This is a genomic window from Fusobacteria bacterium ZRK30, assembly GCA_024628785.1.
Classification (GTDB): Bacteria; Fusobacteriota; Fusobacteriia; order Fusobacteriales; family Fusobacteriaceae; genus Psychrilyobacter.
This window is the reverse complement of the sequence record CP102405.1, coordinates 70385-90647: the sequence shown is the minus strand read 5'-3', so window position 1 is coordinate 90647 and position 20263 is coordinate 70385. Positions and strand designations below refer to the sequence as shown.

Sequence of the window (20263 nt, the reverse complement as noted above, 5' to 3'; positions counted from 1 at the left end):
GTTGCTATGAATATACAAAAAAGTGTAATTAAAATTTCAGTAATTAGCTGTTTAATACCCATCTTTTTTTTGGGGATATACAGTTTTTTTTTAACACAAAATGAAACTAAAAGAAGGGAGCAGGAAAAAATTGAACTTATCTTTGCTTCAGAAAAAAAACAGTTAAAATTAATCAACGATAAGATGGAGGCAGTGTTAGATCTCTTGGAGTTTTTCGTGATCCACAGTAAAGTGGAGACCTCCCATAAGGATGAATTTCAAGTTCTCATAGAGGGGATGATGGACCTTATAGTAGCTGATAATAAAGAGGTTGAAAATATATTTTATGGAGATGAATATGGGAGAATTTCCTTAAAGGGATCAGGGTTTATACCGGAAGGATATGACCCTAGGAGTCGGCCGTGGTATAGAGGGGCAATAAAGGAAGAGGGAGACTATCATACTACAGATATTTATAGATTTCCAAATAAAGAGAGTGGAATTACAATAGCAAAGACCGTATATTTTCAAGGAAAAGTTTTAGGCGTTGTAGGAGTGGACCTCAATTTTTCGGATTATCAATTGAAGATGTCCGATCTGTCCATCGGAAAAACAGGAAAGATGTTCATCATGGATAAGAAGGGCTTACTTGTTGTAGATACCGGAGAAAAAGGTGTGAATGATAAAAATATAACTTTAATAAAAAGATATATGGATTTAAATTTCAATGGTGAAAAATCTTATTTAGATGAAATTATAAGGCTTAAAAAACCTATAATATTTGATGTAGAGACACCTGAAGGTGAAAAATATTTTAGGCTAGAGCCTATTTTAGAATTAGGATTAATCATGGTAGGAGGAACATATAAAGATGAGTTAAAAGAGCTCCCTTTAAGTATAATAAAGGTTGGAATGATCGTTACTTTGATAGGAACCATAATATCTCTATTGATAATAAATTCATTTTCTAAAAAATTAAAGGTTCATCTAAAAAATTTAAGTGTTTTAATAGAGGGGATTTCCAATGGAAATTACAGTAAAAATATAGAAGAGATATTGATGTATATATCCGATGATTCTGAATTGAATGTAATAACAAAAGAAGTAAGAAATATACAAAAGAATGTCAAAAATAGAGAGACTAAGTTAAAGGAGATTGCCAGAATAGACTCCCTTACAGGAGTATACAACAGGCAGAGTCTCACTACTTTTTTAGAGGATGAAATAATTAAAAATAAGATGTTTCAGTCAGAGTTTTCCATAATTATGCTTGATTTAGATAACTTTAAAAATATAAATGATCTTTACGGCCATGTTTTTGGAGATTCTGTATTAAAGGAAGTCTGTAAAGTTTTTCTAGAAGAAACCAGCAGGATGGATAAAGTGTGCAGGTATGGGGGGGAAGAATTTTTAATTATACTGCCTAATACAAACAGAATAGATGCTTTTAAAGCAGGAGAAAGACTAAGGAAGGAGATAGAAAACCGAGAATTTTTTAATAACAAGGAGAAAATAAAAGTGACTATGAGTGGAGGAGTAATGGAGTATGAGGAAGGTCTGAGTATAGAAGGGTTAATAGAGATAGTTGATAAGTCACTATATAAGGCTAAAAGATCAGGGAAAAATAAAATTTTATATTAAAAAATATAATTTAGAGATCTGGTGGCAGCATTGAAAATAAAGGAATTTCATGCTATAATTTTCTGAATAAAAATAAAATAAAAGTGTAATTTAAAGGATAAATATAAGATCGTTGTGGTTGAATAAAATAGAGAGTATAGGTGGTAAATATGGATATTTTAGAGATAAGAAGGGAAATGATAGGAGTTAAGGATAAATTAACTGGAATTAGGGGGCATCTTTGACTTAGAGAAAAAAAATGATGAGATAAAAAAACTAGAAGGTGAAACCCTAAAAGATGGATTTTGGAACGACAAGAAGCAAAGTTCTAAGATAATTAAAAACTTAAATTCTTTAAAAGCGATTGTAGGAGAATATAATGATATCTCTGATGGGATAGATGAATTGGACCTACTCATTGAATTTGTAGAAGCCGGAGAAGAAGAGTTTGCTGAGGAACTTCAGACTAAATTTTCTAAGCTCATAAAGAAGATAGGAGATTTTGATACCAGTCTGCTTTTAGATGGCGAATATGATGAAAATGGAGCTATCTTTACTATCCATGCAGGTGCAGGAGGAACAGAATCCTGTGACTGGGCAGAGATGCTCTATAGGATGTACAGCAGGTGGTTTAATTCTAAGGGGTATAAGGTGGAGGAACTTGATTATCAGGCAGGTGACCAGGTAGGGATAAAGTCCATTACCCTTTTAGTGAGTGGCTCGAGAGCTTATGGATACTTAAAAGGTGAAAAAGGGGTTCATAGATTAGTAAGGATATCTCCCTTTGACGCTGCTAAAAAAAGACATACATCTTTTGCCTCTATAGATGTGTCTCCGGAAATTGATGATACTATTAATATCGAGATTGTTTCTAGTGATCTAAAGGTTGATACATTTAGAGCAGGAGGAGCAGGAGGACAACATGTAAATACTACCGATTCAGCTGTAAGGATGACCCATCTTCCAACAGGAGTAGTAGTTGGATGTCAAAATGGTAGATCACAGCTTCAAAATAGGGAAACAGCCTTAAAGATGCTAAAATCAAAACTTTTAGAGATAGAGATGAAAAAAAGGGAAGATGAACTAAAAAAACTCCATGGAGAACAGTCTGAGAACAGCTGGGGAAACCAGATAAGGTCCTATGTATTCCAGCCATATACCATGGTAAAGGATCACAGAACCAATACGGAAAGTGGAAATGTAAAGGCAGTTATGGATGGAGAGATAGATAACTTTATAACTGGATATCTGAGATGGATAAAAAAATAAATTTAGGAGGAATATAGATATGTGTAAAGAAATTAGAACGAGAATAGCACCTTCTCCAACAGGAGATCCCCATGTGGGAACAGCTTATATAGCTTTATTTAATTTAGCTATGGCTAAGAAAAACGGAGGTTCATTTCTACTTAGAATAGAGGATACAGACCAGACTAGAACAACTGCTGATTCAGAAAAGCAAATATTTGATACTTTGAGATGGTTAGATCTAGGTTGGGATGAAGGTCCAGACGTAGGTGGAGACTTTGGTCCTTATAGACAATCTGAGAGATTTGACTTATATGGAAAATATGCTGCTGAATTAGTGGAAAAAGGAGAAGCTTACTACTGTTTCTGTACGAGAGACAGATTAGATAAATTAAGAGAGAGACAAAAAGCCATGAAAAAGGCTCCTGGATATGATGGTCACTGCAGATCATTATCTGAGGAAGAGATCGCAGCTAAATTAGAAGCTGGAGAGGAATATGTAATCAGACTTAAGATGCCATATGACGGTGAAACTGTGATAAAGGATGTTTTAAGAGGGGAAGTTAGATTTGAAAACAATAAGATCGATGACCAGATTTTATTAAAAGGTGACGGATTCCCAACTTACCATTTAGCTAACGTAGTAGATGATCATTTAATGGGAATAACTCACGTTATAAGAGCGGAAGAATGGATTGCTTCTACTCCTAAACATATCCAAATGTATAAGGCTTTTGGATGGGATATGCCTGAATTTGTTCATATGCCATTACTTAGAAATGCAGACAGAACAAAGATCTCTAAGAGAAAAAATCCTGTATCATTAAATTACTATCTTGAAGAGGGTTATTTAAAAGAGGGAATGATAAACTTCTTAGGTCTTATGGGGTACTCTGTAGGAGAAAATAAGGAGATCTTTACTTTAGATGAATTTATAGAAACTTTTGATATTACAAGAGTATCATTAGGAGGACCGATCTTTGATTTAGAAAAATTAGGATGGGTAAATAACCAGCATATGAGAATGAAAGACTTAACAGAATTAACTGAGATGTCTAAGAGATTCTTCGTTGAAAGAGGATTCGTATCTGAAAATGCAGATGAAAAAGAGATGAAAACTTTAGAGAGAGTAATCGATATCTTGAGAGAACCTGCAACTACTATGAAGGGATTAGCAGCATTAGCTGACATCTACTATGTAGACGAATTCAAGTTGCCTGAAACAACTGAAGAGATGAGTAATAAGCAGAAAAAACCTATTCAAAGACTTCATAATGCTATAAAGGGTGAAGACGAGGTAAAGGCAATAAAGTATTTCGTAGAAAAATTAGAAGGTGCAAATGAAGAGTTAACTGTAGAAGATGTAAAAGCTATGTTAAATGACACTTTAGAAGCTATGGGAACAGGACCTGGTAAAGTATTTATGCCGCTTAGAGCAGTAATTACTGGTCAAGGAAAGGGTGCTGAATTATACAACGTTATCTCTATCATAGGGAAGGCAAGAACTTTAGCTAGAATTAAAAATATGAACGAACAATATAAGATATATTAAATATAAAGAGGGAATTAATCGTATGATTAGTTCCTTTTTTTTATTTTTTAAAAATAAAAGGTAATAAAAAAATAAGGTCAACCAAATGGCCAACCCTATTTAAATATTTTACTTAGTTAATTTCTTTAATTCAGTAGCTACAAATTCTACATGTGGTCCAATAATAATTTGAACAGATGTCTTCCCTGGTTTCAGTATTCCGGAAGCGATCTTCTTAATCTTAGCATCTTGAACTAATTCTTGATCTTTAACCTCTAATCTAAGTCTGGTAGCACAACTGTCTACTTCTAGAAGATTTTCCATTCCACCTAGATATTCTAAGATTAACTTAGCTGTTGCAGTATGAGTTGTAGGAGTTTCAATTTCTTCAAAATCCTCATCTTCATCTTCTCTACCAGGAGTTTTTAAATTCCATTTTACGATAGCAAATGTAAATACAAAATAGTAGATAGTCATAAATACTAAACCTTGAAGTATTAACATATAAGGCATATTAGCTAATGGTAATCTTGAAGACAGGATAAAGTCAACTAATCCTGCTGAAAATCCAAATCCGGCAACCCAGTGCATACTGGCTGCGATAAATAGAGAAACACCAGTAAGAAGTGCATGTATCAAATATAAACCAGGAGCCAAGAACATAAATGCAAATTCAATAGGTTCAGTAACACCGGTAAAGAATGTTGCAAATCCAGCAGCCATCATTATAGAAGCAACTTTACTTTTATTTTCAGGTTTTGCAGTTTTAATAAATGCAGCAGCGGCTCCTACTAATCCAAACATCATGATCGGGAAGAATCCACCCATATACATACCTGTAATCCCCTTAGTTCCTGTTCCAGCCCAGAAGTTTCCAAGGTCGTTGATCCCTGCTACGTCAAACCAGAATACAGAGTTTAAGGCATGGTGTAATCCCACTGGGATTAATAATCTGTTGAAAAACCCATAAATTCCGGCACCGACAGGTCCCATTGAAGAAACAGCAGTTCCAAAAGAAACCAGTCCGCCATATACTATCGGCCAGATAAACATCAATACAAATGCAACTGGGATCATAATAGCAGCTGTCAATATTGGAACTAGTCTTTTACCAGAGAAGAAAGATAATGCCTTATGCAGTTCGACTTTATTAAACTTATTATATAGTGCAGATGAGATAACCCCGACTAAGATACCAATAAATTGGTTACCGTTGTTGATCTTACTAAAAGCATCAGGAACATCGGCAATGTCTATTTTTTGTAGTGCAGCTACTGCTCCAGGACTGAGTAGTGTAGTTAAAACTAAAAACCCAACCAAACCAGTTAAGGCAGCAGATCCATGCTGATCCTTAGACATTCCGAAAGCGACACCTACAGCAAATAAAATCCCCATACTACCTATAAGTGAATTACCAGCTGTGATTAAAAGAGCTGCTACTTGACTGTTTGCTCCCCACCCAGCAGGGTCGATCCAATATCCGATACCCATTAATATCGCTGCTGCTGGAAGTACAGCTACAGGAACCATTAATGCTTTACCAATCTTTTGTAAATACTTAAACATATTATTCCTCCTTGAAATTAAATAATTATAAAATTTTTATAGTGTTAAAAAATTTGTTGCTTAGATTAAGATACTCGGTAAGCCCTCAATTTCCTACTAAAGATTTTCTTAAATTTATACCTTTTTAAAAGGAAATAAATTGATGCGATATAATACAGTATATATTATTAAGTAACACTCTTTAATAACATAATACAGTATGATTATATCAAAAATCAAGCTTTTTGTAAAAAAAATTCATTTTTTTAAAAAAAATGTGTTTTTTATTCAAAAAAAATTGACAACGGTAAAAAATAAAACTATAATTTGATAAATAAAATATAAATTCGGAGGAGAAATTATGAGAGTTGTAATTACTGAAAAAAATATTGGTGACTGGGCAGCATGTTATGTAGCAAATAAAATATTGGAGGCAAAACCTAGTGCCGAAAAACCATTTGTATTGGGATTGCCTACAGGATCAACACCTTTAGGGATGTATAAAAGGCTTATCCAATTTAATAAAGATGGGATAATCAGTTTTGAAAATATAGTGACATTCAATATGGATGAATATGTAGGGTTAGACAAGGAACACCCCCAGAGTTATCACTACTTTATGTATGAAAACTTTTTTAATCATATAGATATAAAGGAAGAAAATATTAATATTTTAGATGGAATGGCTTTAGATTATAAGGCTGAGTGTGCAAGATTTGAAGAGAAGATGAAAGCTGTAGGGGGAGTAGATCTATTTTTAGGTGGAATTGGTCCGGATGGTCATATTGCATTTAATGAACCGGGATCATCACTTACTTCTAGAACAAGGGATAAGGAATTGACAGCAGATACCATCATAGCTAACTCAAGGTTCTTTGACGGAGATATAAATAAGGTGCCAAAACTCTCATTGACTGTAGGAGTAGGAACAATACTGGATGCTAAAGAAGTTTTGATCATGGTAAATGGTCATCATAAAGCCAGAGCACTGCGTCAGGCTGTAGAAGAGGGAATCAATCATATGTGGACAATTTCAGCTCTTCAAATGCATGAAAAAGGCATCATAGTATCAGATGAAGAGGCTACGGTAGAATTAAAAGTAGGAACTTATAGATATTTTAAAGATATCGAAAGTGCAAATTTAGATTCGGAAAAATTAATTGCAGATTTATACAATAGAGTGAAATAAAGTTAGTTTTCAAAAGGAGATGAAATATATGTACGCATTGGTAAAGGGGAGAATATTTACCGGAGAAAAAACTGTATTTAACAGGGCAGTTATTGTAGACGGGAAAAAGATAAAAGAGGTAGTGAAATCAGAGGACTTAGACATTTTATATCCAAATATAGAAAAAAAAGATATGGGTGGAAATCTTATAGCCCCGGCATTTATAGATCTGCAGCTTAATGGCTGTGGAGGAGTTCTGGTGAATGATAATTTATCGGCTGAAACATTTAAAATAATGAATGAAACCAATATAAAATACGGGTGTACATTGTATACTCCTACCCTTATTACCTGTGAGGATAAAAAGATAGAGGATGCCCTTCAGGTCATGGAGGAGATTGAGGATCTGGAAAGTTTAGGAGTTTTGGGACTTCATATAGAGGGACCCTATATCTCTGTAAATAAAAAGGGGACTCATAGGGAAGATTTGATAAGGGTGTTATCGGATGAGATTATAAAAAAAATATCTAAATCAAAGACAACTATCCTTACTTTAGCACCTGAAAATGCCAAGGCTGAACATATTAAAACTCTGAAAAATGGAGGAGTACATGTGGCTCTTGGACACACCAATGCAACTTATGAAGAGGTTATGGGAAAAAAACCTTATGGGATCACTTTAGCTACTCATCTATATAATGCTATGAGTTCTTTTAGTCATAGGGAGCCTGGAGTTGTAGGAGCTATATTTGATTCGAAAGATATAGAAGCCGGGATAATAGTGGATGGGTTCCATTGTCATTATGGAAGCGTCAGGGTTGCTAAGGAAATAATGGGAGAAAGGTTATATCTTGTAACCGATGCTGCTTCTCCAGCAGGAACAGATATGCCTGAATTTATGTTTGAGGGAAAGAGATGTTTTCATAAAGATGGTCAGCTGAGAAATGAGGAGGGAAATTTGGCCGGTTCGGTATTGACTATGGATCAGGGAGTCAGGAATCTGGTAGAACATGTAGGTGTGTCTTTGGAAGAAGCTCTGAGGATGGCATCTCTCTATCCTGCTAAAGCAGTGAAGATAGATGACAGGTATGGAAGAATAGCAGCTGGTTATACAGCTGATTTAGTTATTTTAGATGAAAAGATAGAGTTAACTAATGTAATAGTAAAGGGAAAAAGCAAAAGATAGATTAAAAAAACTTCTAGTTGCGTATTTGTAATTAGAAGTTTTTTTGGTTTTGTAGTAAGATAAATAAAAAAGGAGTGGTAACTTATGGATGAATTAACAAAATGTCCAAATTGTGGTGGAGATATAATTAAAAATAATGGAACAGGAGAACGTTACTGTGGAGACTGTAAAAAAAGGTTTGTAAAAAGAGCACTTTGTGAAGTGTGTGGAGAAGAGTTGGAAAAATTATCTTCTTGCGGGGCGCAACAATTTTTTTGCAATAAATGCAAAGTTTTAAAGTCTAAAAAAGAGTTGGATTATTTTTTTAGAGAAGCAAGGGGTGAAGAAAAAAATTAAACTTATATATGAAAAAGAACTCCTCTCTAAAGTTCCATTGAATCTTAGAGAGGAGTTCTTTTTATTTGTAATACTCCCTTCTCAGCATACTCATCAATATCTCATCGTGATATTTCCCTTCTCTGAAAAGTTCCTCCCTTAGAATACCTTCCTGGGTAAAACCACATTTTTCATAACATTTGACGGCTCTTTCGTTGAAAGAGTAGACACAGAGAGCTATCTTATTGATATTCATCTCCTCAAATACAAATTTAACTAAGGTATTTATGGCGTCACTGCCATATCCCTTATTCCAATATTCCTTATCTCCTATAAATATCCCGATTACTGCTTTGTTGTTTTTCCAGTCGATACTATTTACTCCGCATCCGCCGATATTTTCCCCCTATAAAATTTATTTATAAAAATAGTTTAGCTTATAAGTTATAAAAAGTCTATTTTATAACTTAGGAGTATAGCGATAAAAAAAGGAAAAATTAGATAATTTTGGTAATAAATCAATTAGAAGCTTTTAGGTTATAAAAGAAGTTTCAGCATCATACCTCAACTAAATAAAAGGAGGAAACTATGAACTATTATTTTGATGTTTTTAAACGTTGGAGAGATTACGAAGGGTTTACAACGAGGAAAGGATATTGGATGTTTACCTTGATTAGTTGTATTATATTTTTGGCAATATCCGTTGTGGATAATTTCCTGTATGGTGATCAACATTTTTTAAAGAGTCTATATATATTGTTTATTTGGACTCCTGTAATAGCACTTCATTGTAGAAGGTTACATGATGTCGGTAAAAGCGGTTGGTGGCAAGCTATAGGTTTGATACCCATAGTGGGGCCTATATGGGTTTTGATACAATTGGCAAGACCCGGGTTTGTAGTAGGAGAATATGAAGATTAAGGGAGGGTAAAAATGAACTATTATTTAAAGGTATTGAGGCAGTATAAAGATTTTTATGGAAGAGCTGACAGGAGAGAATACTGGATGTTCGTATTGGTCAATTTTGCAATAAATATAGCATTGGCTACAGTGGAACAGGTGATAACTCCTGAAAGTGGAATTCTTTCAGGAATATATGCATTGTTTATATTTATCCCGGGAATTGCAGTGACCATAAGAAGATTACACGACATAGGAAAGAGCGGATGGATGCAGCTGGTTATACTGATTCCATTAATAGGCTGGATATGGTTCTTGATTTTAATGGTTAAAGAGGGAGAGGAAGGGCCAAATCAGTATGGAGAGTGTCTGAGGGAAACAAGATTTTAATGAAATATAAATTACAAAAGGATGGATACTATGAAATGGGAAAAATTACTGGATGTGGAATATTTTAGGAATAAAGATGTAGACAACCAATTGGAGGAATTAAAGAAAGATTCTTCTAAGATCATCTTCAGCTCAGCTTTTAGAAGGTTGCAGAATAAGACTCAGATATACCCTTTGGAGAGCAATGATTTTGTCAGAACAAGGCTGACTCACTCCATAGAGGTATCTACAATAGCACAAATAATAGGAAACAAAGTGGAGAAAAAGCTGGTAGAGATGGAGGAATTGCCCAAAGAGAAGAAAGGGATGATTGAAAGTATTTTAAAGGCTGCATCTCTGGTACATGACATAGGGAACCCTCCCTTTGGTCATTATGGGGAATTTATCATCCATGATTTTTACACTAAATATTTTGAAGAAAAATTTGAAAATAATGTTGATTTTTACGGATATCCATGGTCGTTAGAGGAACGGTATGATTTTGAAAAATTCGAAGGGAATGCCCAGGCTTTCAGGCTCCTAAAAAAACTTCAATATTTAAGAGATGAAAACGGACTGAACCTTTCATTTCAAACTTTGGCCACAATAATAAAATATCCCAGATCCTCTACAGAGGGATGTATAAAAAATGAAGATCCCAGTTATAAAAAATTTGGATATTTCTCCAGTGAAAAGGAATCCTTTGAAAAAATATTTGATACTTTGGAGATAAAAAACAAGGAGAATGAGATAGTACGATACCCGCTGGTTTACCTATTAGAAGCAGCAGATGATATTGCATATACAATAGCGGATATTGAGGATGGATGTAAAAAAGGTGTTTTAGGACTGGAGATTATCAAGGAAAAATTATTTAAATATTGTGATATAACCAGTGAAAAAGAAAAAGAGATATTGAAGAGTTTAGAGGTTATAGAGGTCGATTCAGATTATCCTAAACCATTTGAGATAGCTATCCAAGTGGCGAGGAAGAAGTTACAAAATTTTATGATGGATTCGGTTGTGGATACTTTTATAGAGTATTACAGTGAGATTATGGAAGGAAATTACAGAGGTGAACTTTTAAAAAATTCAAAGGCATGCTGGGTAGAGTATGCTTTTCGTGAGCTCTTAGAGATATTGATCAGCGAAAAGGAAGTAATAAAGTTAGAGGTTGCAGGAGATGCAATAATCAGGGTTTTATTGAAGGAGTTTACAGATGCTGTGGCTTCACCTAACAGGGAAATAATAGGAACCAAGGAACAAAAACTATTTCGACTAATCTCCAGTAATTATAGATTTTTAATGAAGAAATATCCAGATACTGAGAATAAATTATACAATGAACTGCACCTGGTAACGGACTTTGTCTGCGGGATGACAGACAGTTACGCTTTGGATCTGTATCAGGCTATTACAGCAATAAAATATTAGAATAAGGGGGAGATCTCATGGATATAAATATGATATTTTTCTTAAATGCAATATTTGTATCTGTAGTCAATTTTTTAGGAGGGAGGGAAGCATTGCTTTGTTCCCTTTTATTTATCCTGGGAGTTTATTTTAAGAGAAAAGATAAGATCTTAGCATTGGTTTTGATGGGGATGACGATATATTTGTATGGAAATTACACTTTAAGAACCATGGAAAAGTTGAGTGCAGATAAAATCTATGAATTTCAGATAGAAGTGATCTCAGATAGAGCTAAGATAATAAAAGCGGATGAAAAATATTTGAAGGTCAGCTATTACCCTGTTTTAGATAAGTTTTTAGAGGAGGGATCCTATAAAACTCTAGGAAGAATAAATAAAATAGAAAATAACAGGGTCGAAATGTCTATATTAAAAGAGGAAAAGATAGAGACCAGGATCAGAGATTTTTTAAACAACAGAGTAGATAAACTGGGGTCTGATTTTTCTTATGAATTTCAAAATTTTACCAAGGCAGTTCTATTAGGAAGGAAAGAGGGAATATCTGAAGAGATAAGAAAAAAATTTAACTATACAGGAACTTCACATATTCTTGTAATATCAGGGCTTCATATAGGAATAATAATAGTTTCCATACTATTTTTGTTAAAAAGGCTGCCCTACCAGATAAGGTATGGGCTGGCAGGAGTAATCCTTACAGCTTATTGTTATGGAGTGGGATTTACTCCCTCAGTTCAGCGGGCCTATATTATGGGGATATTATATTTGGCTGCTAAAATTTTTTATGAGGAGAGGGAGATGATAAAAGCATTGATGGTGGCTTTTATAGTTTCTAATTTTATCAACCCCTATGCTGTCAGAAGTATCTCCTACCAAATGTCCTATCTGGCCCTTTCAGGAATATTGTTTTTAGATCCCAAAGTCAAGGGGTATTTAGGAGAGATCTTACCTAAAAAATTAATGAAATATAAGGTTGTTAATTTTCTTATATTGAGTTTTTCCATCCAAATTATTTTGATACCTATATTTTTATATTATTTTAGAGTTTTGCCCTTATTTTCCTTTATCCCGAATTTAATAGTTATCCCACTGGGGTCGGTCACGGTACTGATATTATTTATATCTCTCTTACTATCCTTTATAGGATTGGAAAAACTATTGATCCCAATTGGATATATGTCCTATAAATTTTTGATCTTTATAATAGATATATTTTCTAAAATTCCGTTTTTAACTTTGATGTTTTATGCTAAAATCTCCTTATTATTATATATCTTCTTATATGTTATAATACTGTTATTCATCCTCTTTAAAAGGGAAAAAATAAGAAGATACTGGTATATATCTTTAGGGGTAATCCCCTTAATATTTCTAGTACCACCTCAGAGGATAGAAAAATTAGATTTGAAGTGGATGAACTATAGGAGTACTCCCAATAAAGTATTATTTTTGAATAAGAGACCAGAAAGGAGAGATCTCCTTTTGCTGAAAGACAACAGGATAAATAAATTGGATTATATAGTGACCTCCTATGAGATGAAAAATGAGGAGTTAAAGAAGGCTTATCCTGGTGCAGAAAACACGATATTAAATAAGGGTGAGGGAATAAGGTTAGAAGATGAATACTTTATAAATGAAAAGGGAAAGATAAAGATAAAAGAGAGCGAAAGATAAAATCTATAGAATGAAAAAAGAATATCATAAACTAGATTGTGCCTCTCTGGATACAACGTCATATTACTTTTTTAAGTGATGTAAAGTGAGAATAAAAAGGAGTTAAAATATGAAAGAGTTTTTTGAAAATTTTAAATATGTAAACAAAGATATGCCCAGATCTACCAAGATTATCTACGGAGGTCTGGCAGGGTTATTATTGGTGTTTATGACAGGGCGTTTGATAAAAACACCAATGATACTTATTATGATTGGAATCCTTATGATATCTATAATATTGCATGAATTAGCTCATGGAGTGACAGCTTATCTAAATGGAGATCCTACAGCAAAAGTGATGGGGCGTTTAACATTAAATCCTATAAAGCATATAGACCCCTTGGGAATGTTACTACCTATCGGATTGATCTTGATGGGATCTTCCTTTGTTATAGGTTGGGCTAAACCAGTTCCTGTAAACTACAGAAACTTAAAAAAGGGAGAATTTAGTGTTTTCATGGTATCTATAGCTGGAGTAGTGGTAAATTTTACACTGGCTTTTTTAGGTGCCAGTATAATTAAATTTTTTCCGGAAATATATATGACGAATGATATAGTTCATATGGCGACAGTTTATTTAATCAGGATAAACTTAGTTTTAGGAATATTTAATCTTTTACCTATTCCGCCTTTAGATGGTTCAAAGATCCTATGGAGCCTTGGAGGAGAGTGGATAAAAGATATGGTCGAGAATTTAGACAGATATGGATTTTTTATAATAATTGTATTAAGTTATCTGGGGATATTATGGAAAATAATCGACCCAATATTTGGATTTTTAGTGAATATCTTAAATATGTATATACAGTAAAAGTTAGTTAAGAACTGGCTCTTCACAAGAACTAAAGGTTTGAGAAATCATAGTGAATATAATGACTGAAAAAGGTAGAAAATCAAATGAAATATATAGAATATATAACTAAATTAAGTGAAAGAAATCTCAAATATACTGTTAAAATAAAAATAAAAAAATAATCTAAAAACATCCTAATAATATGTTGAAAAAATAGGACAAATATGATAATTTATACGGATAAGATGAAAAAAAGAAGAGATTAATAGAGAAAATATGGAATAAACGGGGCAATTCCTCTTTTTTATAATTTAACAATCTACATCTTAAATTATTATATTTTATTAGGAGGAAAAATGTTTCAAGTTATTTATATTTTAGGTGTTATGGCATCATCAATTTCAGGGGCATTAAAGGGTGGAAAACACAATTTAGATGTATTCGGAGTAGCGGTAATAGGTCTGACTACAGGGCTAGGTGGAGGAGTACTAAGAGATGTGATCATGAATCAACTTCCCTTTGCAGTAAAAAATGAGTGGGTTGTATATGTTTCATTGGGAGTATCCATCTTAGCATTTTATTTTTCAGACAAGGTAAAATATTACTATAAAGTAGTAAAAACATTGGATGCAGCAGGTCTTGCAGTCTTTGTAATAATAGGGGCAGATAAAGGGATAGATAATGGATTAGGTATATTAGGAATAGCTATTATGGCCACTCTTACAGGAGCTGTAGGTGGATTATTAAGGGATATTTTCGTAAGGGAAGTTCCTTATATATTTAAAGAAGATGTGTATGCATCTCTTTGTATGGTATCAGGAGCAATCTATGGTACTCTAGTTCTTTACACAGATATAGACAGAATGTTATTAAAAAATATAGCTGTTATATGTATATTTGCTGTAAGGGTAGTTACGATCAAGTATAATATTCATTTATCAAAAAAAATACTATAAGGTGAGATTAAATGAAAACAATAGAAAGAGAATGTGTAATAGAGTTTGAGATAAAAAAATCTAGATTTATAGGGTACATCAAGCCTATTTTTACAAAGAATGAGGCAGAGGATTTTATAAAAAAGATAAAATTAAAACATCCAGATGCAAGGCATAACTGCAGTGCATATAAGGTGTTAGAAAATGGTCAGGAATACTACAAGGTAGATGACGATGGGGAACCTAGCGGAACAGCAGGGAAACCTATGGGAGAGATCTTAAATATACTGGGCCTGGATAATTTAGTCGTAGTAGCTACCAGGTATTTCGGCGGGATAAAATTAGGAGCCGGGGGACTTATTCGAAATTATGCTAAAACTGCAAAATTAGCTGTGGAAGAAGCTGGAATAGTGGAATGGAATCCCAAAATAAATATAGTGATAGAATTTTCTTATGACAGGTCTAGTCAGATAGATAAGCTGTTAGAGGGGGAAGAGGAGTTTTCCAAGGAATACGGGGAACAAATTCTCTACAGGGGAAGAATCTCAGAAGAAGTTCTTTTAAAGTTAAAGGAAATAAGGGGAATTATATTGATAGAAAACTAAGGTTGAATTATTCAGCCTTTTTTTATTGATAAATTGAGTACAGAGTAAGGAATCAAAGAAAATTGAACTCTTCCTTCTTATAGTTTCTCAATTCACGATTACTTAATTTAGTTCTATTTAGAAAAAATTAAGATGTGGAATAAAATGAGATACAAAAAGTTCAAGAAAATTACTATACTTCCTCGTTATGAGGTTTCATGAGTATCAAAATTTATTCTAACTTTAGAATTAATTTTGAATATGAACTCTAAATGGGGAAGACGAAGCAATAACCTCTGTCACAATCGTCATTGTAGAAACAGTATTGCTGAAGTGTAATGACTATAAACTTCGATTAAAACCAAGAAAAAGAAAAAACTTGGATATAGGGATACACTAAAAAATCTCTATGAATCTCTTATTTTACCTCGGTGAGTCTCTGTGTTGAGAGGTTCTAAAAATTTGTGATAATTAAGGTAAATTTAAAAACTTCTATGAGTTAAAAATTGGTGGTAAAAACAAGGGATGGGTAGATTTGAATCGAAAATCTTACTTGAAAAAAATATGGAAAAAAAGTATCATCTATTAGAAGTAGAAATTAAAATTGGAGGGGAACTATGAAAGATTATATGAAACAATATGAAATATGGTTAAATTCACCACATATAGATAAAGAGGATAGGGAAGAATTAGCTTCTATAAAGGGAGATGAAAAAGAGATAGAGGAAAGGTTTTATACTGAATTAGCATTCGGTACAGGAGGATTAAGAGGAGTTAGAGGAAACGGAATCAACAGAATGAATAAATATATGATAAGAAAAGCGACTCAGGGGTTTGCAAATTATCTATTAGAAGTAGATGCAGAGGCTGTAAGAAAAAAAGGTGTTGTGATAGCTTATGACTGCAGGATCGGGTCGGTAGAGTATTCGTTGAATACAGCTTTGGTTTTGGCTGCCAATGGAATTCCTGCATATTTATTTGAATCCCTTAGATCTACTCCGGAACTATCATTTGCAGTAAGAGAGTTAGGAACCCAGGCAGGTGTAGTAGTAACTGCATCACATAATCCGGTAGAGTACAACGGATATAAAGTTTATTGGAATGACGGGGCTCAATGTGTAGAACCTCATGCCAGCGGAATAGTAAATGGTGTTAAAAATGTTAAAGATCTGGGAGATATTAAACTTATCTCTGAAGAGGAAGCTAAATCCAAGGGATTGTTGACTATAGTAGGAAAAGATTTAGACGATAAATATATGGAAGTTGTAAAGACTGAGCAGATTATAACTGATATCCCGAACAAAGCAGATTATAAGATTGTATATACTCCGCTACACGGAACAGGAAGAGTTCCTGTACAAAGAATATTGGATGAATGCGGGTTTAAATCTGTATACACAGTGTCGAGTCAAGAGATGCCTGACGGGACATTCCCTACAGTGGGATATGCAAATCCTGAAGACCCAGCAGTATTTAAATTGGGAATTGAATTAGCTGACGAAAAAGGTTCATCTATTGTAATGGCAAATGACCCCGATGCAGACAGATTGGGGATAGCAGTAAAAGATAAAAAAGGTAACTGGTCATATCCAAATGGAAACCAGGTAGGATTATTACTGATGGAATATATCTTGAAATTTAAAAAAGATATCCCTTCTAATGGTGCAGTAATTTCTACTGTAGTATCGACTCCTATGCTGGATGAAGTAGCAAAAGCTCATGGAGTAAAGATGTACAGAACGTTAACTGGGTTTAAATTTATAGGAGAAAAAATTAAACAATTTGAAGACGGAGTCTTAGATGGAAGTTATGTATTCGGATTTGAAGAATCTTACGGATATCTCATAGGGACCCATGCCAGAGATAAAGACGCTATTGTAACTACTATGATCTTATCTGAGATGGCAGCCTATTATGAATCTATTGGGACAGATATCCCAGCAGAATTAGATAAGATGTATGATAAATATGGATGGTATAGAGAAGGAATCACTGCAATAACTATGGGTGGAAAAGATGGAGCAGAACAAATCACAAATATCATGAAAACTCTAAGAGAAAATACTCCTAAACAACTGTTAGGCCAAGATGTTGTAGTGGTAAGAGATTTTCAATTACAGATAGAATGTGATAAGACAGCTTGTACAGAGATCAAATTAGATCTTCCAAAATCTAATGTACTCCAATTTGTTTTAGCTGATGGAACATATATAACAGCCAGACCATCTGGAACTGAGCCAAAAATAAAATATTATTTTGCTGTAAAATCAGACAGTAAGTCAGAGGCGGAAAAGAAATTAGAAGAGACTATGGTGGAATTCGGGGAGTTTACAAAGGGGTTATAGACCCTCTTAATTTCTTAATGTTGATTTTATAATTTTTTAAAATTAAGTAAAAAATGATAACTAAAAATATATAGTTGAAAAGAAAGGGGAGTTTGCGGATTCTCCTTTCTTTTTAGTTGTTTTAATGGATCATATGGTAGAATGTAATATAAAAAATATTTAGGAGTTGAAAGACAATGGAAAATGAAAATCATGTATTAAAAATAAAGGAGAAGGTAGCTGATCATATAGATGGAAGATTTATTTCAAATGTAATTGCAGATGGAGATATTTACACTTTAAAATACTGCAAACTGGATAAAGCAAAATTTGGATATAAATTTATGTTGATGCTTTTTAAAACCAGTTATGATGGGGAAAATTTTGTAAATGAAGGTTGTGTAGATAATATCTTAATAGAGTTTGACAAGGTATATAAGACAGACCTTAGAAATAAAAAAGTCAGAGAGATCTATCTATCACTATTTGAAAAAATAAACAAGATGAAAAAAGAGTTTGCAGCAGAAAAGAAAATTATCTGGAAAGAGATAGTTCCTGCTATTAAAGCAGATATCGTAAATATGAAATATGATGTAAAAAATATGTAAAAAAAAAGAGCTTTCGCTCTTTTTTTAATATAGTTCTATATAATACTCACTTAATTTTTCATAGTCTGTAATGACTATCCTTCTTTTGTCTTTCTTTATCAACCCCTGCTCAATGAATTTTTTTAAAACTCTGTTGAGATGTCTGTAACTGGTTCCTAAAAGCTGGGACAGATCGTTAAAACTGATAGATTCTATGGAGATTTCATCTCCCTTTTCTACAGCATGGTTGATAAGGTAATTGGCCAAAACATGCTCAAAACTATAGGAGGAGGAAATAATATTTGAATTAACAGTAGCCTGTAATTTATTCAGGGTAGAACTGTACAGGTACTTCCAAAATATCGGATCATTGGCAATTAACTTTGAAAAAATATTCATGCCAATACCGATTACGGTAGTATCTTCAGTAGCAATAATATCATATTTTGAATATGGATTATTAATGATCTCCATCTCTCCTAACATCTCCAAGGGTTTACTGTAATCAATTAGGAGTGACTTTCCATTCTCCAAGTTTAAAACGATTTTTGTACCTCCGGCAACCAATAGATAGAAATAATTTACCTTTTCAGAGGAGGTAAACAGATGTTCATTCTTTTTAAATTGGTAGAGGGTCATATATTTTTCAAGGTTATTTGAAAAAATGGAGTTGATATTATATAATTCAATATATTTTTTTAATAAATTGGGACTATTAATGATTTTCATCGACTACACCTCTCTTTTAAATTAATTTCATGGGTAAAAAAGGACATAGGACCTATTTTTATTTATGCTATTATACTATCATATTACCATAAAAAAATAAATCAACTCATATAAATTTGTGATATGGACAAAAGTTTCTACGGCTAACCTAAATTAGCCACTATGAGTAAATTGCGAGCAGTTTACTTTTTGGTAAGCTGTTTTTAGTTTTTACATATAGAAATAAGATATTGTTGATGTTGTTTAAAAATTAGGAGGAATGAAAAGATGAAAAGAATAATATTATTTTTAATGGGTTTAAGCTTGATCTTATTGACTGCTTGTGGAAAGGGAGAGGATTCTAAGAACGCAGGAAATGAAGGGGTAAAAAAAGTTGATTATAAAGTAGGAATAGTACTTGGTTTAGGTGGATTAGGAGATAAATCTTTCAGTGATTCAGCTTATGAAGGTCTTTTAAAAGCGGAAAAAGAGTTAGGAGTAAAAGTTAAATATGTAGAGCCTACAACACTTTCAGAATTTGATCAATTCCTTACTGAATTTGCAGAAGCAAACTATGACCTTATAATTGCTGTAAGTTTTGATGCTGAAAAAGGTATTGAAAAGGTAGCTAAAGAGTATCCAGGAAGTAATTTTGTACTTATAGATTCAGTTGTAGATCTTCCAAATGTAAAATCTATAATCTTTAATCAAAAAGAGGGATCTTTCTTAGCAGGAGCTTTAGGGCAAATGGTAAGTAAAAATCATTCATTAGGATTTATAGGATCGGTAGAGGCTCCGGTAATAAAGAGTTTTTATGAAGGTTATGAGCAGGGAGCACTTTATATGGATCCAAATGTTGAAGTAAAGGATATATATGTTGGTGGAAGTAATCCATTCAATGACCCTGCTAGAGCAAAGGAATTAGCTATCTCAATGGCAGAAAACGGTGTAGATGTTATATTTACAGTAGCAGGTGGATCTGGTAGAGGAGTTATGGAAGCTATAAAAGGAAGAGAAGACCTATATGGAATTGGTGTAGATTCAAACCAGGATGGAGAAGTAGAGGGAAAAATCTTAACTTCAATCTTAAAAAGAGTGGACATATCTGTATTTAATGCAGCTTCAGAGGGATTAGCTGGAAACTTTAAAGGTGGAACAGTTGTCTTAGGATTAAAAGAAAATGGAATGGGAACTACTAACTTTGAATTTTCTAAAGAACTAATAGGAGAGGAAAATTTAGCTAAATTAGAACAAATAAAGAAAGACTTAATCTCAGGAAAGATTAAAATAAAATAAGTTTTGAACCCTTCAATTTTGGAGGGTTTTTT

General features: G+C 33.3%; 18 protein-coding genes, 1 pseudogene and 1 riboswitch. Of the genes and pseudogenes, 16 read left to right on the top strand and 3 right to left on the bottom strand.

Going from position 1 to position 20263, the window contains the following annotated elements; translation table 11 throughout:
• Positions 1-6: 6 nt before the first annotated feature.
• From NRK67_05410 to gltX, 3 genes are all read left to right on the top strand, one after another.
• Positions 7-1620: a diguanylate cyclase gene (locus NRK67_05410; protein ID UUV18948.1), complete on the top strand. Its 1614-nt coding sequence runs from the start codon at positions 7-9 to the stop codon at positions 1618-1620.
• A gap of 149 nt (positions 1621-1769) precedes the next feature.
• A protein-coding gene (gene prfB / locus NRK67_05405) for a peptide chain release factor 2 (protein UUV18947.1) occupies positions 1770-2868 on the top strand; the annotation gives its coding sequence in 2 pieces (ribosomal slippage) (positions 1770-1841 and positions 1843-2868; 1098 coding nt in all).
• A gap of 19 nt (positions 2869-2887) precedes the next feature.
• Complete coding sequence (gene gltX, locus NRK67_05400) at positions 2888-4399, top strand: glutamate--tRNA ligase (protein UUV18946.1); 1512 nt, start codon at positions 2888-2890, stop codon at positions 4397-4399.
• 108 nt (positions 4400-4507) lie between these two features.
• Here the strand turns inward: gltX and nagE are convergent, their stop codons facing one another.
• The gene (gene nagE / locus NRK67_05395; protein ID UUV18945.1) at positions 4508-5944 is read right to left on the bottom strand and encodes an N-acetylglucosamine-specific PTS transporter subunit IIBC; all 1437 of its coding nucleotides are present in this window, start codon (positions 5942-5944) and stop codon (positions 4508-4510) included.
• Between the two features lie 340 nt (positions 5945-6284).
• On the opposite strand from nagE, the gene nagB reads away from it, so the two are divergent.
• From nagB to NRK67_05380, 3 genes are all read left to right on the top strand, one after another.
• The gene (nagB, locus tag NRK67_05390) at positions 6285-7112 is read left to right on the top strand and encodes a glucosamine-6-phosphate deaminase (protein UUV18944.1); all 828 of its coding nucleotides are present in this window, start codon (positions 6285-6287) and stop codon (positions 7110-7112) included.
• A 28-nt stretch (positions 7113-7140) separates the two neighbouring features.
• Entirely contained in the window at positions 7141-8277 is a 1137-nt protein-coding gene (gene nagA / locus NRK67_05385) for an N-acetylglucosamine-6-phosphate deacetylase (protein ID UUV18943.1), read from the top strand.
• 84 nt (positions 8278-8361) lie between these two features.
• The gene (locus tag NRK67_05380; protein UUV18942.1) at positions 8362-8613 is read left to right on the top strand and encodes a zinc ribbon domain-containing protein; all 252 of its coding nucleotides are present in this window, start codon (positions 8362-8364) and stop codon (positions 8611-8613) included.
• 61 nt (positions 8614-8674) lie between these two features.
• On the opposite strand, the pseudogene NRK67_05375 reads toward NRK67_05380, so the two are convergent.
• Positions 8675-8998: pseudogene (locus tag NRK67_05375) on the bottom strand (GNAT family N-acetyltransferase).
• Positions 8999-9180: 182 nt separating this feature from the next.
• Between NRK67_05375 and NRK67_05370 the strand changes: the two are divergent.
• The 9 genes from NRK67_05370 to NRK67_05330 all read left to right on the top strand — a co-directional run bounded on the left by NRK67_05370 (position 9181) and on the right by NRK67_05330 (position 18248).
• Positions 9181-9513, top strand: a complete 333-nt coding sequence (locus NRK67_05370) for a DUF805 domain-containing protein (protein UUV18941.1) — start codon at positions 9181-9183, stop codon at positions 9511-9513.
• A 12-nt stretch (positions 9514-9525) separates the two neighbouring features.
• A complete protein-coding gene (locus NRK67_05365; protein UUV18940.1) occupies positions 9526-9882 on the top strand; it encodes a DUF805 domain-containing protein in 357 nt (118 codons plus the stop codon).
• A 21-nt stretch (positions 9883-9903) separates the two neighbouring features.
• Complete coding sequence (dgt, locus tag NRK67_05360) at positions 9904-11295, top strand: dNTP triphosphohydrolase (GenBank protein ID UUV18939.1); 1392 nt, start codon at positions 9904-9906, stop codon at positions 11293-11295.
• 17 nt (positions 11296-11312) lie between these two features.
• Positions 11313-12965: a ComEC/Rec2 family competence protein gene (locus tag NRK67_05355; GenBank protein ID UUV18938.1), complete on the top strand. Its 1653-nt coding sequence runs from the start codon at positions 11313-11315 to the stop codon at positions 12963-12965.
• Between the two features lie 109 nt (positions 12966-13074).
• Entirely contained in the window at positions 13075-13815 is a 741-nt protein-coding gene (locus NRK67_05350) for a site-2 protease family protein (GenBank protein UUV18937.1), read from the top strand.
• A gap of 338 nt (positions 13816-14153) precedes the next feature.
• The gene (locus NRK67_05345) at positions 14154-14753 is read left to right on the top strand and encodes a TRIC cation channel family protein (protein UUV18936.1); all 600 of its coding nucleotides are present in this window, start codon (positions 14154-14156) and stop codon (positions 14751-14753) included.
• An 11-nt stretch (positions 14754-14764) separates the two neighbouring features.
• The gene (locus NRK67_05340; GenBank protein ID UUV18935.1) at positions 14765-15337 is read left to right on the top strand and encodes an IMPACT family protein; all 573 of its coding nucleotides are present in this window, start codon (positions 14765-14767) and stop codon (positions 15335-15337) included.
• A gap of 596 nt (positions 15338-15933) precedes the next feature.
• A complete protein-coding gene (locus NRK67_05335) occupies positions 15934-17661 on the top strand; it encodes a phospho-sugar mutase (GenBank protein ID UUV18934.1) in 1728 nt (575 codons plus the stop codon).
• 176 nt (positions 17662-17837) lie between these two features.
• Complete coding sequence (locus NRK67_05330; protein UUV18933.1) at positions 17838-18248, top strand: hypothetical protein; 411 nt, start codon at positions 17838-17840, stop codon at positions 18246-18248.
• 24 nt (positions 18249-18272) lie between these two features.
• On the opposite strand, the gene NRK67_05325 is transcribed toward NRK67_05330, so the two are convergent.
• Positions 18273-18956: a Crp/Fnr family transcriptional regulator gene (locus tag NRK67_05325; protein UUV18932.1), complete on the bottom strand. Its 684-nt coding sequence runs from the start codon at positions 18954-18956 to the stop codon at positions 18273-18275.
• A gap of 86 nt (positions 18957-19042) precedes the next feature.
• A riboswitch (purine riboswitch) is annotated at positions 19043-19139 on the top strand.
• An 84-nt stretch (positions 19140-19223) separates the two neighbouring features.
• Between NRK67_05325 and NRK67_05320 the strand changes: the two genes are divergently transcribed.
• Complete coding sequence (locus tag NRK67_05320) at positions 19224-20231, top strand: BMP family ABC transporter substrate-binding protein (protein ID UUV18931.1); 1008 nt, start codon at positions 19224-19226, stop codon at positions 20229-20231.
• Positions 20232-20263: the final 32 nt, after the last annotated feature.

What these genes read in the sequence shown, in the direction of transcription:
- NRK67_05325 (UUV18932.1), bottom strand. Translation starts at nt 18,956, where the DNA reads ATGAAAATCATTAATAGTCCCAATTTATTAAAAAAATATATTGAATTA.
- NRK67_05320 (UUV18931.1), top strand. Translation starts at nt 19,224, where the DNA reads ATGAAAAGAATAATATTATTTTTAATGGGTTTAAGCTTGATCTTATTG.
- NRK67_05355 (UUV18938.1), top strand. Translation starts at nt 11,313, where the DNA reads ATGGATATAAATATGATATTTTTCTTAAATGCAATATTTGTATCTGTA.
- gltX (UUV18946.1), top strand. Translation starts at nt 2,888, where the DNA reads ATGTGTAAAGAAATTAGAACGAGAATAGCACCTTCTCCAACAGGAGAT.
- NRK67_05335 (UUV18934.1), top strand. Translation starts at nt 15,934, where the DNA reads ATGAAAGATTATATGAAACAATATGAAATATGGTTAAATTCACCACAT.
- dgt (UUV18939.1), top strand. Translation starts at nt 9,904, where the DNA reads ATGGATACTATGAAATGGGAAAAATTACTGGATGTGGAATATTTTAGG.
- nagE (UUV18945.1), bottom strand. Translation starts at nt 5,944, where the DNA reads ATGTTTAAGTATTTACAAAAGATTGGTAAAGCATTAATGGTTCCTGTA.
- NRK67_05350 (UUV18937.1), top strand. Translation starts at nt 13,075, where the DNA reads ATGAAAGAGTTTTTTGAAAATTTTAAATATGTAAACAAAGATATGCCC.
- NRK67_05365 (UUV18940.1), top strand. Translation starts at nt 9,526, where the DNA reads ATGAACTATTATTTAAAGGTATTGAGGCAGTATAAAGATTTTTATGGA.
- NRK67_05340 (UUV18935.1), top strand. Translation starts at nt 14,765, where the DNA reads ATGAAAACAATAGAAAGAGAATGTGTAATAGAGTTTGAGATAAAAAAA.
- nagA (UUV18943.1), top strand. Translation starts at nt 7,141, where the DNA reads ATGTACGCATTGGTAAAGGGGAGAATATTTACCGGAGAAAAAACTGTA.
- NRK67_05370 (UUV18941.1), top strand. Translation starts at nt 9,181, where the DNA reads ATGAACTATTATTTTGATGTTTTTAAACGTTGGAGAGATTACGAAGGG.
- nagB (UUV18944.1), top strand. Translation starts at nt 6,285, where the DNA reads ATGAGAGTTGTAATTACTGAAAAAAATATTGGTGACTGGGCAGCATGT.
- NRK67_05380 (UUV18942.1), top strand. Translation starts at nt 8,362, where the DNA reads ATGGATGAATTAACAAAATGTCCAAATTGTGGTGGAGATATAATTAAA.
- NRK67_05330 (UUV18933.1), top strand. Translation starts at nt 17,838, where the DNA reads ATGGAAAATGAAAATCATGTATTAAAAATAAAGGAGAAGGTAGCTGAT.
- NRK67_05345 (UUV18936.1), top strand. Translation starts at nt 14,154, where the DNA reads ATGTTTCAAGTTATTTATATTTTAGGTGTTATGGCATCATCAATTTCA.
- NRK67_05410 (UUV18948.1), top strand. Translation starts at nt 7, where the DNA reads ATGAATATACAAAAAAGTGTAATTAAAATTTCAGTAATTAGCTGTTTA.